Origin of the sequence: Kitasatospora sp. NPDC058032 (genome assembly GCF_042885845.1) — a bacterium.
Classification (GTDB): Bacteria; Actinomycetota; Actinomycetes; order Streptomycetales; family Streptomycetaceae; genus Kitasatospora.
In genome coordinates, this window is record NZ_JBHVRK010000007.1 from 349,320 (window position 1) to 364,720 (window position 15,401).

The following is a 15,401-nucleotide window of genomic DNA, read 5'->3' on the forward strand; positions in this document are numbered from 1 at the left end:
TGCGCCCCGCATCGGGTGGAGGCCCACATCCACCCACTCTCACCAGGGAGAATCCGTGTTCGTCCGACTGCTGGGCCCGGTGGAACTCCGGACCGCCGACGGCCGGTCCGTCGAGCCCGCCGCCGCCAAGCGGCGCGCCGCGCTGGCCCTGCTGGCGCTCGAACTCGGCCGCACCGTTCCGGTCGGGCGGTTCTTCGAACTGCTCTGGGGAGACGAGCCTCCGGCCCGGGCCCGCGCGGCGCTGCAGGGCCACATCGCGGCGCTGCGGAAGCTGATCGCCGGCTCCGAACTCGTCCTGTCGACCCGTCCACCGGGATACCGGCTGGACGGCCCGGCGGACGCGGTCGACGCGTCGCTGTTCGAGCGGCTGACGGCCCGTGCCGCGGCGGAGAGCGCCCCGGAGGGCGACCGGGCGGCGGCCGGTCTGCTGCGCCGGGCGCTCGACCTGTGGCACGGTCCCGACGCCCTGGCCGACCTGCCCGAGAGCGACCTCCGGGACGCGCTCGCCGACCGCCTCCGCAAGGACCGGGCGCTCGCGCTGCAGGCCTGGGCCGACCGGCTGCTGCGGCTCGGCCTCGGCGCGGACGCGGTGTCCGACCTCGACCGGGCACTGGAGTCCGACCCCTGGAACGAGGCGCTCGCCGCCCTGCTGGTGCTCTGTCTGAACCAGGCCGGGCGCCCCTGGGACGCGCTGAACGCCTACCACCGGACCCGCCGCCGGCTCGCCGCGGACCTGGGCGTCGGCCCGGGCGTCGCCCTGCGGTCGGCGGTGTCCGGGCTCCTCGCCGACGAGCCGGCGCGACGCCCGACCGGCGCCACCGCCACGGCCCCCACCCGCATCATCGGGCTCCCCCGGCCCGGCGGGAGCACCGGGGGCGGCGCAGTCGGCACCGCGCCCGCCGCGCCCGCCGCCGTTCGACCGCAGCGCGCCGCATCGACGCTGTTCCCGAGCTGCAAGCCCGCCCCGCAGCCGGCCACCGCGCGCGGCGCCTCCGCCGAGTCCCGGCAACTCCCGCGACCCGCCGCCGTGTTCGCGGTCCGGCCGGGGCGCACGCCGTCGACCGCTCCGATCCCCGGCCCCGACCAACTCCCGCGCCCGACCGCCGGATTTGTCGGCCGTTCCGCCGAACTCCGCTGGCTGGGCGAGCAGTTGCGTGCGGACAGCAGCGACGGATCCCCCGGAGGCCTCGCCGTCCTGGTCGGCCCGCCCGGCACCGGGAAGACCGCCACCGCCGTGCGGTGGGCGCACGACGCGTCCGCCGCCTTCCCGGACGGGCGGCTCTTCGCCGACCTCAACGGCTTCGGCCCCGGCCGGCCGGTCGAACCGGCCGCCGTGCTCGGCCGGCTCCTGCGCGCCCTCGGGGTACCGGAGGCCGAGCTGCCGGCCGAGCGGGCGGCCCGCGCCGCGCTCTACCGGTCACTCACCCGCGAGCGCCGCCTGCTGGTGGTGCTGGACAACGTCCGCGACGCCCGGAACCTCACCGACCTGCTGCCCTCCGGCCCGCACGGCGCCGCCGTGATCACCAGCCGCAGCAGCCTGGAGGACCTGGTGGCCACCGAGGGCGCCGCCCCGCTGCGGCTCGGCCCGCTGCCCGCCGAGGACGCCCGCCGCCTGCTGGAGCACCTGCTCGGCCGCGCCCGGGTGGACGCCGAGCCCGAGGCCGCCGACCGGCTGGCGGAGCTCTGCGGACGGCTGCCGCTCACCCTGCGGATCGCCGCCGCCCGGCTGGCGACCCGTCCCGGCTGGGCGATCGCCGATCTGGTGCCCGAACTCGCCGACGAGCGGACCAGGCTGGACGCCCTGGACACCCGGGGAAGCACCAGTCTGCGGTCCGCCCTCGATCTGACGGTCCGCCACATGCCGGACGCCGCCACCCAGCTGCTCGCCCTGCTCGCCGTCCACCCGGGCACCGAGACGGACGTCCCGGCAGCCGCCGCGCTGCTCGGCGCCGGCCCCGCCGAGGCGGGCGGCGCGCTCGCCGCCCTCGCCGCGCACCACCTGCTCACCGAGATCTCCCCCGGCCGCTACCGCCGTTGCGACCTGATCCGGCTGTACGGCACCGAACTCCTCGACGCACGGCCCGCGACGGAGCGGACCGCCGCCACCGCGGCCCTGGCCGACCACTACCTCACGACGGTGGTCCACGGCGCCGCCCTGCTCCAGCCCTCCCCGGGCGTCGGAGCCGTCCCCGGCACCGGGTCCGTCCCCACGCCCCGGAGCGGGCGCGCCGGGCGGCCGCGGTTCTCCTCCGTGCGCTCGACCCTGGACTGGTTCCAGGCCGAGGAGCCCACCGTCCGCGGCCTGGTCGCCGCCGCCGCCGAGGACGGCGACGCCGATCGCGCCTGGCAGCTCGCCTACCGCACCGACGGGCTCTACTACAGCGTCGGCCGACCCGCCGACCGGCTCGCCTGCCTGCGGACCGGGCTCGACGCGGCCGGCCGCACCGGCGACCCGGCGGCCGTCGCCGCGATGGAGGCCGTGACGGCCCGCGCCCTGAGCGGCCGGGGCCGGACGGCGGAGGCCCACCGGCTGGCCCGCCGCGCCGTCGAGCGCACCTCCGGGAGCGAGGACACCGTCCGGGTGCAGGCCCTCACCGTGCTCGCCGTGACCACGGCGGCCGGCGGGCGGCCGGCCGAGGCGGTCCGGCTGGGCGAGCAGGCCATCGCCCTCGCGGAGGCGCACGGCCATGCCGAGCACGCCCCCTACGCGCTCAGCAACACCGCCGGCCTCTACGGCCTCGCGGGCGAGCCGGAGCGGGCGCTGCGGCGCGCCCGGGAGGCCCGCGCGCTGCTCGCCGAGCACCCGATGGCCGTCTTCCACCTCTCCGCGATGATCAACGAGGCGCACGCCCTCCAGCTGCTCGGCCGGTCCGCGGAGGCGGAGACGGCCTGGCGGCAGACGCTGGAACGCTGCCGGCTCGCCGGCGCCGTCCATCTGCACGCGGTGGCCGAACGCCACTTCGCCGACTTCCTGCTGGCGGCCGGCCGCGCCCCGGAGGCCGTCGGCACCCTGCGCTCGGCACGCGGCCTGTACGGGCGGCTCGGCGACACCGCCGTCGTCCGCGAGCTGGACGAACGGCTGGCGACGTTAGCGGGCTGAGGACCGCCCGGGTTCGGGTTCCGGGTCCCCCACCCCGGAGTCCCCCGGCTCGGATTCCCGCACCAGCTCCGCCGTCAACGCCGTCACGCCGTCCTCCCCGACCCGGTGCAGCAGCAGCGCCACCCACTCCACCGCCTGCGCCCGCTCCAGCGGCGTCCACCGCGCCGCCGAGGGATGCTCGTCGACCACCAGCGCCTCGGCGATGATCCGCAGCCCGTCCGGCACCGGCGTCCGGGGCCCGCGCCGTCCCAGGCCGTCCACGGCCAGCCGCCGGGCCGCCGCGACGACCACCGCACCGTCGGCCGGGGGCACCGCCCACCCGCCGCCGCCCCGGTCACCGTCGGCCCACCCGTCCTCGCCGGGCCGCTCGGCCGCGAGCCACCCCGCGACCAGTTCCCGGACCCCCGTCTCACCCACCGCTTCCGCCATGGCGGCCAGCCTGCCAGCACCACGTCCCGTGGTCATCACCGTCACGCTGACGAGTACGGCTGCCGCCCCGCCCGGCGTTCACCGCCGGCCGCGGGACCGGGCCCCGGCCGGGCCGACGGAGGCGGGCGGTAGCATCGCCGCATGACCTCGTACTGGCACGTCGTGCTGCCACCGCTGTCCGCCTGACCGGGCGCACACACCGGCAAGACCGATCCCACGGCCCCGGCCGGCCCGCAAGGGCGCCGGGGGTCCGTGCCGTGCGCCCGTTCCGAATCCGGATCCAGGAATTCGACAACGGAAGTCCACGACTGTGCCGACCCGTACCTCCACGCCCCTCTCCGCACCCCTGACCCCGACGGCCCGACGCCCCGGCGCCCTCGCCGGTCCGCTGCCCGTCCTCGCCGCCGCCGTGCTCTGGGGCACCACCGGCACGGCCGGCTCGCTCGCCCCCGCCGCCGCCCCGGCGGCCGGCATCGGCTGCGCCGGACTGGCCCTCGGCGGGCTGCTGCTCCTGCTCTCCGACCGCACCGCCCGTTCCCTGCCCAGGACGTGCACGCCCCGCGAACGGCGGCTGCTGCTGCTCGGCGCGCTCGCGGTGGCCGGGTACCCGGTCACCTTCTACCCCGCCGTGGCCCGCACGGGGGTGGCGGTGGCCACGGTGATCGCCCTCGGCAGCGCACCGGTCTTCACCGGCCTGCTGGCCTGGATCACCGGCGGCTCCCGGCCCACCGCCCGCTGGGCCTGCGCCACGTCGACCGCCGTCCTCGGCTGCACCCTGCTGGTGCTCGGCCCGCAACTCGGCGGCGCCGGCACCGCGATGGACCTCCCCGGCGTGCTGCTGGCCGCCCTCGCCGGGCTCTCCTACGCGGTCTACTCACTGGTCGGCGGCCGGCTCATCGCCCACGGCCACCCGTCCGCCGGGGTGATGGGGTCGATGTTCGGCGCGGCGGCCGTCCTGGTCCTGCCGGTGCCGCTGATCGGCGACGCCGCCGACTGGCTGACCGCACCGCGCGGAGCCCTCGTGGTGCTGCACCTGGGCGTGGTCACCACCTTCCTCGCCTACCGCCTGTTCGGCCGCGGCCTGCGCCACACCTCCGCCCAGACCGCCACCGCCCTCACCCTGGCCGAACCCGCGGTCGCCGCCGTCCTGGGCGTCGCCGCCCTCGGCGAACGCCTCCCAGCCGCCTCCTGGTCCGGCCTCGCCGTCCTCACCCTCGCCCTCGCCCTCCTCACCACCCCCGGCCGCCGCTGACCTCGGGACTCGATCCCTGAGCCGGGTCCGCAACCCGGATCCCGCGATCGTCGTCGCGGGCGGCACACCGGAAGGGCCTGCCCGGCCGGTGAGCCGCCCGCTGCCCTGCCTCAAGCCGACGCGGTGATGCGCTGGAGGTGCTTGGCGTCGAATGCATCGCGAAGAATGTCGGGGTTGCGTACCGGCCGTTCCTCCGCGGGCGGAATGTAGAGGGTCCCTACCTGGAGGCCGCGCGCCAGAAGATCCGCGAGTTCCCCCAAGGAGAAGGTCTCCTTCAGGGGTTCCAGGAGCGCATAGGTGGAACTGAGCACCATGGTCACCTGGTGGCCGGCCGGGTAGGTGCGCAGCAGGTAGTCCTGCAGACGGCGGTACCGTTCGGAGTTTCCGCGCTTGGTGGAGTACATCGCGGTTTCGACGGCCGAGACCTGCCACAGCAGGCAGGGGACGTCGGGCTGAAGCGGCCGCTCGCGGGCCAGGAGGTCGGTCGCCTCGTACATCTGCAGACCGCGCGGTCCCGGGTCGAGATCAAGGTCGGTGATGATGGTGTCCAAGGCGGAGATGCCGGGCAAGGTCCTGACCGTCAGGCCCAGCAGTGGCGCGGCCTTCTCGATCAGGTCGGTGGGGTAGACATAGACCTTGGGGTGCCCGTAGGTCGCGAAGCACACCGGGGAGGCGTCGAGAGCCGCGTGCACCACCTCGGCCGCCATGGCCCGATAGGTGCGCAGCCGGTCCCCGCCCTCCTGGTAGTGGCCCAGCATGCTGTGGACCTCGGGAGACAGCGTCTTCAGGTATTCGTCGATGCCGAACCCGGCGTCCACGGTGAAGACTTTTCTGCTCAGACGCATGGCCTGTTCGGCCTCGCGGGTGATCTGCGAGACGTTGCGGATGCCGAGACCGGTGATGTAGATGTCGACCGGCCGACGCGGGGCGTTGGAGTTCTTCACACGTACTCCATCAGTTCTTCGAGCTTGCCGCGACGCTCCTCGCCGCTCAGCGTCGCGATGGATTCCACCAGTTCCCTGCGCTTTTCCGCCGCTTCGACCTCCGTACCTTCCCGGACCATTTCCCCGAACGAGTGGTAGGTCAGGTGCATGGGCTCGACGAGGGTGGTCGGCGGCAGTGTCATGTCGTCGGATCTGAGGCTGCCGACCAGATAGCGGTAGAGGTCCCAGTCCCCACGGCGTAGGCTCTCCAGTTCCTCGGGGGCGAGGTCGTAGTCGGCGGCAGCGGCATCGGGGTCGGTGCGGGCCAGTTCGGCGAAGGCCGCGTCATGTTGCGCGCGCAGCAGCAGGTCTCTCATCGAAAGGGCGGTCATCTGGTCAAGATGGCCGTGCCCTGACCCGCGTCCGCGCAGACGCGACTGACCTCCGGAGGAACTCCCCCCGGATGGCGGACATCGGACTTCGCCGCCCCGTCCTGGCGGTCGGCGAGGTCCGCGCCCGCCGTGCGGGCCGCCCACGGCCGCCCGCACCGCTCCGCCCTCCCCTCATTCCTCCAGGGCGGCGAGACGGCGTTCCAGGGCCGGGTCGGGGCGGCCCTCGGCGGTGTGCAGGGCGAGGGCGCGGCGCCGGCAGTGGGCGGCTTCCTCGGGGCGGCCGAGTTCGGCGAGGAGGGCGCCGTTGAAGTCGAGGGTGAGCAGGGTGAGCCGGGTGTCACCGTGCTGCTCGGCGGCGGCGAGTGCCGCGCGGGACGCCGTGAGCGCCTCCTCCGTCCGGCCCAGGACGCGCAGGGCCTCGGCCCGGCTGAAGCGGAGGGTTCCCTGCAGCGGGTCGTCGGGGCTGCCGTGGACGAGGGCGAGGGCGCGGTCGGTGTGGGCGAGGCCGCGCTCGGCCTCGCCCACCCGGTGCAGGCAGTGGGCGAGGCGGTCCAGCGCGCGGGCGGTCGACCCGGCGTCGCCACGGGCCTCGCAGGAGGCGACGACGCGTTCCAGCACGGCGATGGCCGCGTAGCCCCGGCCGGACGCGGCGAGGGTGCCGGCGAGTGCGGTGAGGCACTGGTCGCGGACGGCGGTGTCGTCGACGCCCTCCGCCTCGGCGACGGCCCGGGCGGCGACGGCGGCGGCCTCGGTGAAGCGCTTCCGGGAGACCAGGGCGAGGCCCAGGTCGGTCCGCAGCCGGAGCCGGGCGGCCCGGTCCCCGAGCCGTTCGGCCGCGGCCAGGCCGTCCCGGGCCAGTTGCTCCCACTCCTCCAGGTGGGCGCCGTCGAGGTAGTGCAGGGGCCCGCAGGCGTGGGCGAGCCGCCACACCTCCGCGTCGAGGGCGTGCGCGGCGCCGGCGCCGGCCAGGGCGGCCAGGGCGGGCCGCGCACGGCGGAACCAGGCCGTCGCACCGGCGGCGGCCTCGGCGGTCTCCGCCCACCGGCCGAGCAACCGGCCCAACGCGGCGGCCCGTTCACCGGCCGGGAGACCGGCGGCGAGTTCGGCCGCGTACCGGCGCACCGGGCCCGGCCGGTCGAACCGTCCGGGCCCGGTCCGCTCGACGAGTCGCGCGGAAACGAGGGCCGCGAGCAGTTCGCACGCCCGGGGCACCGGGACCCCGCCGAGCGCGGCGACATCGTGTGCGTCGAGGACCGCCCCCGGCACCAGTCCGGTCAGCGCGAGGACCCGCCCGGCCTCCGCCGGAAGGGCCCGCCACCCGACCTCCACGGCTGCCGCCACCCCGTCGGAGCCCGCGGTGCGCGCCCGGGCCAGCTCCTCCGCCAGCGCGACGACGCTCCCACCGCCGTTCGCCAGCCGGGCACCCATCAGCCCTACCGCGAGCGGCAGTTGATCGCAGAGCGCGACCAGTTGCGCGGCGGCCTCCGGCTCCCGGTCGACGCCCCGGCCCGCGACGACCCGGCCGGCGCCGGCCACCGCCGCGAGCAGGCGGACCGCCTCGGTGGGGGCCGGCGCGCCGAGCGGCAGCGGGACGGCGCCCTGCCGGGCGACCAGGTCGGCGGTGAGCCGCTCGGCACGGCCGGTGACCAGGACCAGGACCTCGGGGTGGCCGGGCAGCAGCGGTTCGACCTGCTCGGCGGAGCCGGCGTCGTCGAGCAGGAGCAGCAGACGGCGACCGGAGGTCAACCTGCCGAGCAGGGCGGCGCGTTCGGCGGTGCCGTCCGGGAGTTCACCCTCGTCCGCGCCGAGACCGCGCAACAGCACGGCCAGGGCCGCGGCGGGGGTGACGGCGGCGGCCCCGTCCTCGCCGCGGAGGTCGACGGTGTGGCGGCCGTCGGGGAAGAGGTCGGCGCGGCGGTCCGCCCAGGCGCAGGCGAGGCCGGTCTTGCCGACGCCGACGGGGCCGGTGAGCAGCAGCGGGCGGCCGTCGGCGGTGGCGGCGGCCGCGTCGAGGCGGGCGAGTTCACCGGCGCACCCGGTGAACTCGACCGGGCCGGGCGACAGTTCGCCGCTCGCCAACGCCCGTTCGAGGCAGCGGGCCAGGAGGGTGACGGCGCTCCCGCGCCACGGCTCGGCGGCGACCAGCGTCCTCAACTCGCCCACCGCGTCCGGCATCAGCCCGTTCCCCTCGCCCCGCCTCGCGAGCGCTTCGACCGCGAGGCGCTCGACGGCCCGCCACCGGGCGGCGGTCAGCCGCGGCCCGGCCTCGGCGGCGAGCCGCGCGGAGCCGCACCCGTCGAGCGCGGGTCCGCGCCAGAGCGCGAGGGCGGTGCGCAGCAGGCCCCCGGCGGTGGCCGGTTCACCCTGGGCGGCGGCGCACAGCCGTTCGAAGCGGTGGACGTCGACGGCGTCGGGGTGGCCGAGCAGCGCGTAGCCGGCGTCGCGGGTGACCAGGTGGAGCCCGTCCGGGTCCTCGGGTATGGAGCCGGCCGGGGGTGCGCCGTCGGCGGCGGCCACGAGCAGTCGGCGCACGCCGGTGACGTGGCCCTGGAGGGCGGAGCGGGCGGTGGCCGGCGGGGCGCCGCCCCAGAGCAGGGCGGCCAGCCGCTCGGCGGGGACGGTCCGGCCGAGGTCCAGGGCGAGTGCGGCGAGCAGCGCGCGCCGCTTGGGGCCGGGCTGCGGCAGGGCCCTGCCGTGGTCGTCCTGCAGCTCGAACCGTCCGAGCAGATTGATGCGCACTGCCGCTCCCCACCGCGTTCCGATCAGTCGATCAGGGTGAGAGCATAGGGAATGTCTGGATTGGTCCACACCTTTCCTGGTGAGCGCCGGTTGTCCCGAACTAAGCGTCCTTTCACGGACCATGACGAACCGTCGCCCCAGCCCTCGCTCGGCCGACGGCCCCTCCCGCGGGGGCGACCGTTCAGGAGGTCTCCGGGCCCAGCCCCGTGGCACGGAAGAAGCCGTGGCCCGCGCGCCGCCGGTTCGGTGGTGCTCAGGCGGGCTCCCCGGCGACCGCTCCTTCCCGGTCCGGTCCGGTCCGGCCACCGCTCAGTACACCCGGACGTCCTGACCGTCGATCACCAGCACCTGCCCGTCGCGCAGCACGAGGTGCGGGGTGCCGTCGGCCCGGTAGCCCGCGGCGACCCGGCCCAGGGCCGCCGTCCCGGGGTGGTCGGGCGAGTCGACGTGAGGCACGACCGCGTGGTCGAGCACACCGAGGCCCTCCCGGACCGCGGGCTCCCCGTAGGTGTCGGGGACCACGCGCGGATCGTCGCAGTGATCGAAGCCGCGCAGACTCGGGGCGAGCACGCACGGGGCGGCGCTGTAGCCGGCGTACACGAGTGCGTCGCGGCGCAGCAGGTCGAGCAGCGCCGTGTCCGCACCGGAGCGGGCGAGGGCGTAGCGCAGCATGAACACGTTGCCGCCCCGGAGCCAGACCGCCGGGAAGCGGGCGAGCGTCTGCCCGACCTCCTCCGGCGGGCGGTCGAAGAACTCCCGCAGGTCGAGTTCGACGGGGCGCAGCCCGAGCCCGCCGAGGGCGTCGAACTCGCGCCGCACACCGGCGAGTCTGGCCTCCCGCGGCTCGGCGTCCATGGCGTTGGCGATCACCGCGACCGGGGCCGGGCCCGGTCCGCCGAGCAGCGCGAGCAGCCGGTCCGGGTGGTCCCCCAGGCGGAACGAGGAGAGGTACAGGCGCATGCGCGGAGGGTAGCGACGGCCGGCCGCGCCCGGCCACCGGTTTTCACCGGCATGCCGACCGCCGGCACGCCGACCGCAGACCGCAGACCGCCGCGTACGCCTACGGGCCGACCTCGCCGTCGATCGCCTCGCGCAGGAAGTCGGCGTGCCCGTTGTGCCGCGCGTACTCGTGGATCAGGTGCAGCATCACCAGCCGCAGCGAGACCTCCGCCTGCCAGCGCGGCTGGTAGCCGGTGACGTCCAGCGACTCCGCCGCCAGCTCGATCCGCCGGGCGTGCTCCACCTCCGCCTCCCAGGCCGCGAACGCCTCGGCCCGGTCGGCGCCGGTCGTGTCGTAGGCGGCCTGGAAGTCGCCCTCCGGGGACCAGACCAGCGGGACGTCCTCCCCGTCGATCACCCGTCGGAACCACGTCCGCTCGACCTCCGCCATGTGGCGGACCAGGCCGAGCAGGGTCACGGTCGACGGCGGGCTCGACCGCAGCCGCAGCTGTTCGTCCGTCAGACCGGCGCACTTCTTGGCCAGCGTGCCGCGGTGGAAGTCCAGGAACGCCCGCAGCGTCTCCCGCTCACCGCCGGTCAGCGGCGGGGCGACCCGCCCGTCCCCCGTGTCCATGCCCATGACGCCGCCCACTTCCGCCGGTGTGCCGATGATCCGCCGACCAGTCTCGCAGGGCGGGCGGCCACCCCGCCGATCTTTTCCGCCCGCCGGACCGGTACCGCGCGCCCCTCTGCCGGTCCACTCCTCCACCCCTGCCGAACGGTAGGGTTCGGAGGCGACGGAGCCGGCGCGAGGACCAGCGCGACGACAGCAAGCAAGCTCATCATCTCGTATGACACACAGGACGATTGGCCTGCGTGTTGTCCCGCGAAACCACTTCCTTCGGGTAGTTCCGCCCTGCGCGTGTTTGGGTACGTACTGCGGCGCGCGCCGCCCGCGGGAGACCCGGAGCACCGGCCCTCCCGTCCGACGCCGCCGCCCACCGGCCGCCGCCACTACATACGAGGAGCCCGAGCGAGCCATGAGCCAGGACCGCATCCCCGGACCGGTACGCCAGACGTACGGCGCCGACGACCTGTCACGGACCGCCGGCTTTGCCGGCGGATACATCAACTTCGGTGACTGGAGCGGCATCCGCACCACCGTGCCCACTCCCGAGGACCGCGTCCGCAGCCAGGAGGACCTCTACCGCCGCGCGCTGCGGGCCTTCCCGGGGCCCAGGGAGCCGCTGCGGCTGGCCGAGGTCGGCTGCGGGCGCGGGCTCGGCGCGGCGCTCGCGCTCTGCGAGTTCCGCTTCGCCGCGGTGACGGGCGTCGACATCCACCCGGACCAGATCGAACGCGCCCGCGCCGTCAACGCCAAGGCGCTGGCCACCTTCCCGGACCGGCTGGGCTACGCGCTGGGCTCGGCGGAGGACCTGCCCTTCGCGGACGCCTCGCTGGACGGCGTGTACTCGGTCGAGGCCGCCCAGCACTTCCGCGAGCTGACCGGCTTCGCCCGCGAGGCGGCCCGGGTACTGCGGCCGGGCGGCCGGCTGGTGGTCACCACCTTCTTCAGCGCCGAGGGGCCGGACGTCGCCGAGCGGTTGAGCATCCTGCTCGGCAGCTTCGCCAACGGCCTGGACGTCGCGCACCCGCTCGACGCCTTCACCGCCGACCTCGCCGCCGCCGGGTTCACCGACGTCGGCACCGAGTCCATCGGGGCGGACGTGTGGCCGGGGCTGGACCGCTACCTGGAGGGCACCGTCCCGCCCGGCCACTGGACCCGCAACTTCCTCGGCGCCTGGCGCGACGGCCTGCTCGACTACCACCTCGTCACCGCGACCCGCCGCTGACCGCCGGCCCCGGCCGGCCCGGCCGCCGACCGCCCGGGGCGGTCCCCGCACACCGCGGGGACCGCCCCGCCCCGACGAGCCGCCGGGGTCAGCCCTGGTGGACCAGCAGCGCCGTCCGGACGGCCGATTCGAGCGCGCCCTCGACCCAGGCCGGCTTGGTGGAGGTGTGGTCCCCCGCGAAGTGCAGCGGACCCTCGGAGCCCGGGATGTCCGGGAACAGCTCCGTGTGCTGGCCGGGGAGCAGCACCGACGCCTCGCCGTAGGCGTAGTGGTCGCGCACCCACGACTGCGTCCTGCACTTGGTGGTGAAGAAGACCTCGCAGCGCCGGCCGAAGATCGCCTGCACGCCCGCGAGCGCCCGCAGGTAGCGCTCCTCGTCGGCGTACGCGTCCCACTTGAGCGCGTCGTCGGACCAGCTGTACGTGGCGAGCACCACGCCGCCCTCGCTGCCCTCCAGCGGGTGGGCGTGCTCGAAGTAGACGAACCGGTTGGCGTTGTCGCTCACCGAGCCGCCGCCGCGGAGGTGGGCGGCCTCCGGGTCGTCCCCGACGGGGCGGAAGTCCGCGAAGCACGTCCTGAGCTCCTCCGGGACGCTCACCCCGAGCTGCCGCACCGAGGCGTGCGCGCCCAGGTAGCGGCCGTCGGCGACCCGGCCCGACCGGTAGCGCTCGTAGAGCCCGGCCTCGATGCCGTCCAGCGACGCCTTCCACTGCTCCTCGGTGAACTCCCACCAGCGGCGGGAGAACTCCAGCAGCACCTTGGTCGCGGCGTCGTAGTGCAGTTCGGTGATCGCCCGCCGCTTGCCGTAGCCGAGCGGCGGGTCGAAGGCCACGTGCCGCAGCCCGGCGAACGGGACGGTGATGATCGCCTCGTCGCCCTCGAAGACCTCGGTGACCCCGCCCCTGCCGCTCTGGCTCTCCTCGGAGACGGTGTGCACCCGGACCCTGCCGCCGCTCCGGTCGATGCGCACCGCCCGCCGGTCGAACCGCACCTTGCCCTTCACGGCGGCGTAGAGGGCGTCGACGAGCCGGGCGGTGCCGCCCTTGATCTCCCAGAACTTCGTCTTCGGGTCGATCAGCGCGGCGGACAGGAAGCTGTGCACGAAGGACAGGTGCAGCCGCGAGGTCACGTTCTGGATGGTGCCGACGAGGTCGACGGTCCTGATGTCCAGCCCCGCCTCCTCGGTGAGGTACCGGTACATCGACCAGTGGCCGTAGCGCCGCAGCACGGTGGCCCAGCCCTCGACGAGCGCCGAACCCTCCTTGCCGCGGACCAGCGCGAGCGCGGGTTCGAGCGCCACCGCGTAGATGGCGGCGGCGGTCCGGGCGAGGTCGGGGCCGGTGACACCGAAGCTCGCGTTGACCTCCCTGGGGTCCGCCTCGTAGTCGGCGCGGCGCACGTGCAGGCCGTTGACGTGGATCCAGGCCCGGTTGGCCCGCACCGACGGCTTCTCCACCTCCACGTCCACCAGCAGGAACTCCTGGCGCGGCAGGTCGTACTTGTCGAGCAGCGCCATCACCAGCGGGTGGCTCTCGGGCAGCCGCATCGCCCCGCCCTCGGCGTACTGCTTCGGGTCGGCGAACGGCTGCTCGCCGTCCTCGTGGCCGCCCTTGCGGAAGGTCTTGATCCGGCCGCCGGCCCGGTTGCCGTTGGCCTCGATCACCACGACGTCGTGGCCGGCCCGGTTGAGCAGGTCGGCGGCGAGCAGCCCGGCCGGTCCGGCGCCGACGACCAGCACACGCTTGGTCGCCCGCGCCCGGGCCGGCGGCAGGCCGTCCCGGACGATCTTCAGGTAGCCCGGGACGAGCGGCCGGTCGTGCTCGTCGTGGACGGCGATCGCGCGGGCCACCGTCGTGTAGGCCTGCTCATCGGTGCCCGCCGGTACGACGGCCGACGCCGCGCCGGGGGCGAGCGCGGTCGCGGGCGCGACGGAGGCGGCGGTGAGCCCGGCGGCGAGCACCGAGGCGCCGGTCATCGTGACGACGGAGCGCCGCGAGGGCCGGACGGCCGGCGTCCCGTCGCCGGCGGTGGGGGTGGCGGTGGCGGTCGGGGTCTTCGTGGGGGAAACGTTCACATCTGGAGTGGTCATGGCGCACCACTCTTGGCGCACACTCGACGCGACGGAACCGACATCACCCGGACGAGAACATCAACCACCCAATCGAATTCGGACTCCGCCGCCGCATTGACGCCCGGCCGGACGTGCCGCCCCTTCCCCCCGGAGCACACCACCATGACCCTGCCGGACCCCGCCCCCGCCCGCGACACCAGCACCGACACCGACACCGCGGCACTCCGCTTCCCCCCGGGCTTCCACTGGGGCGCCGCCACCTCCGCCTACCAGATCGAGGGCGCGACCGCCGAGGACGGCCGCACCCCGTCGATCTGGGACACCTTCTGCCGCACACCCGGCAAGGTCCACCGCGGCGACACCGGCGACGTGGCCGCCGACCACTACCACCGGCTCCGCGAGGACGTCCGGCTGATGGCCGAACTCGGCCTCACCGCCTACCGGTTCTCGATCGCCTGGCCCCGCGTCCAGCCCACCGGCCGCGGCCCCGCCAACCCGCGCGGCCTGGACTTCTACCGCCGCCTCGCCGACGAACTGCTCGCCGCCGGGATCACCCCCGTCGCCACCCTCTACCACTGGGACCTCCCGCAGGAGCTGGAGGAGGCCGGCGGCTGGCCGCAGCGCCGCACCGCCGAGCACTTCGCCGCCTACGCGGCCCTGGCGGGCGAGGCGCTCGGCGACCGGATCACCCGGTGGACCACCCTCAACGAGCCCTGGTGCAGCGCCTTCCTCGGCTACGGCTCGGGCGTGCACGCCCCCGGCCGCACGGACCCGGTGGCCGCCCTGCGCGCCGCCCACCACCTCAACCTCGCCCACGGCCTGGCCGTGACGGCCCTGCGCTCGGTGCTGCCCACCGGGGCCGAGGTGTCGGTGGCGCTCAATCTGCACGCGCTGCGCCCGCTCAGCGCGTCCGCCGCCGACCGGGACGCCGTACGCCGGATCGACGCGGTCGGCAACCGGGTCTTCCTCGGCCCGATGCTGGACGGCGGCTACCCCGCGGACCTGCTCGCGGACACCGCGCACCTCACCGACTGGTCCTTCGTCCACTCCGGGGACCAGGCCACGATCCACCAGCGCCTGGACCGGCTGGGCGTCAACTACTACACGCCGACCGTGGTCTCCGCCACGCCCGGGGGCGCCGAACCCGCCCGCGCGGACGGCCACGGCGCGGGCAGCGCCTCCCCCTGGCCGGGCGCCGACCGGGTCGGCTTCCACCAGGCGCCGGGCGAGCGCACCGCGATGGACTGGGCGGTCGACCCGTCCGGCCTGTACGAGCTGCTCACCGCGCTCGCCCGCAGCCACCCCGGGCTGCCGCTCATGGTCACCGAGAACGGCGCGGCCTACCCCGACGGGCCCGGCCCGCGGGGCAGCGTCGACGACCCGCGGCGCACCGCCTACCTGTCCGCGCACCTCGCGGCCGTGCACCGGGCCGTCGCCGAAGGCGCGGACGTGCGCGGCTACTTCGCCTGGTCGCTGCTGGACAACTTCGAGTGGGCGTACGGCTACACCAAGCGCTTCGGCCTGGTCCACGTCGACCACCGCACCCTCGCCCGCACCCCCAGGTCCAGCGCCCACTGGTACGCCCGGGTCGCCCGGACCGGCGTGCTCCGCCCGCCCGGCGTCGCCTGAGTCCTCCGACCGGCCAAAGACCCGGCGGCGGCCCCGGGGTCTCGACGGGTGTCCGGGCGGTGCAGCAGACTCTG

At 75.8% G+C, this 15,401-nt stretch carries 11 protein-coding genes; 4 read left to right on the plus strand and 7 right to left on the minus strand.

What is annotated here, in order from left to right; genetic code table 11:
* Positions 1-55 precede the first annotated feature (55 nt).
* Positions 56-3,100 (plus strand): BTAD domain-containing putative transcriptional regulator, encoded by a 3,045-nt coding sequence (locus tag ACFVUH_RS14870; RefSeq protein WP_387913516.1) that lies wholly within the window; start codon positions 56-58, stop codon positions 3,098-3,100.
* On the opposite strand, the gene ACFVUH_RS14875 is transcribed toward ACFVUH_RS14870, so the two are convergent.
* Positions 3,089-3,565: a hypothetical protein gene (locus ACFVUH_RS14875; protein WP_387913518.1), complete on the minus strand. Its 477-nt coding sequence runs from the start codon at positions 3,563-3,565 to the stop codon at positions 3,089-3,091. The genes ACFVUH_RS14870 and ACFVUH_RS14875 overlap by 12 nt on opposite strands.
* A gap of 274 nt (positions 3,566-3,839) precedes the next feature.
* Here ACFVUH_RS14875 and ACFVUH_RS14880 point away from each other — a divergent pair, with 274 nt between their 5' ends.
* Positions 3,840-4,781 (plus strand): DMT family transporter, encoded by a 942-nt coding sequence (locus ACFVUH_RS14880; RefSeq protein WP_387913519.1) that lies wholly within the window; start codon positions 3,840-3,842, stop codon positions 4,779-4,781.
* A 110-nt stretch (positions 4,782-4,891) separates the two neighbouring features.
* On the opposite strand, the gene ACFVUH_RS14885 is transcribed toward ACFVUH_RS14880, so the two are convergent.
* The 5 genes from ACFVUH_RS14885 to ACFVUH_RS14905 all read right to left on the minus strand — a co-directional run bounded on the left by ACFVUH_RS14885 (position 4,892) and on the right by ACFVUH_RS14905 (position 10,414).
* A complete protein-coding gene (locus ACFVUH_RS14885; protein WP_387913521.1) occupies positions 4,892-5,725 on the minus strand; it encodes an SAM-dependent methyltransferase in 834 nt (277 codons plus the stop codon).
* A complete protein-coding gene (locus tag ACFVUH_RS14890; protein WP_387913523.1) occupies positions 5,722-6,096 on the minus strand; it encodes a hypothetical protein in 375 nt (124 codons plus the stop codon). Before ACFVUH_RS14890 ends, ACFVUH_RS14885 begins: the two co-directional genes overlap by 4 nt.
* Positions 6,097-6,267: 171 nt before the next feature.
* Positions 6,268-8,835, minus strand: a complete 2,568-nt coding sequence (locus ACFVUH_RS14895) for a BTAD domain-containing putative transcriptional regulator (RefSeq protein ID WP_387913524.1) — start codon at positions 8,833-8,835, stop codon at positions 6,268-6,270.
* A 309-nt stretch (positions 8,836-9,144) separates the two neighbouring features.
* The gene (locus ACFVUH_RS14900; protein ID WP_355365402.1) at positions 9,145-9,795 is read right to left on the minus strand and encodes a Type 1 glutamine amidotransferase-like domain-containing protein; all 651 of its coding nucleotides are present in this window, start codon (positions 9,793-9,795) and stop codon (positions 9,145-9,147) included.
* A gap of 100 nt (positions 9,796-9,895) precedes the next feature.
* On the minus strand, positions 9,896-10,414 hold the full coding sequence (locus tag ACFVUH_RS14905; RefSeq protein ID WP_387913527.1) for a DinB family protein: 519 nt from the start codon (positions 10,412-10,414) through the stop codon (positions 9,896-9,898).
* A gap of 400 nt (positions 10,415-10,814) precedes the next feature.
* Between ACFVUH_RS14905 and ACFVUH_RS14910 the strand changes: the two genes are divergently transcribed.
* Positions 10,815-11,627 carry a class I SAM-dependent methyltransferase gene (locus tag ACFVUH_RS14910; protein ID WP_387913529.1) on the plus strand — a complete coding sequence of 271 codons (813 nt, stop codon included), beginning with the start codon at positions 10,815-10,817 and terminating at the stop codon, positions 11,625-11,627.
* Positions 11,628-11,715: 88 nt separating this feature from the next.
* Here the strand turns inward: ACFVUH_RS14910 and ACFVUH_RS14915 are convergent, their stop codons facing one another.
* Positions 11,716-13,716: an FAD-dependent oxidoreductase gene (locus tag ACFVUH_RS14915; RefSeq protein WP_387913531.1), complete on the minus strand. Its 2,001-nt coding sequence runs from the start codon at positions 13,714-13,716 to the stop codon at positions 11,716-11,718.
* A 144-nt stretch (positions 13,717-13,860) separates the two neighbouring features.
* Here ACFVUH_RS14915 and ACFVUH_RS14920 point away from each other — a divergent pair, with 144 nt between their 5' ends.
* The gene (locus ACFVUH_RS14920) at positions 13,861-15,327 is read left to right on the plus strand and encodes a GH1 family beta-glucosidase (protein ID WP_387913534.1); all 1,467 of its coding nucleotides are present in this window, start codon (positions 13,861-13,863) and stop codon (positions 15,325-15,327) included.
* Positions 15,328-15,401 lie beyond the last annotated feature (74 nt).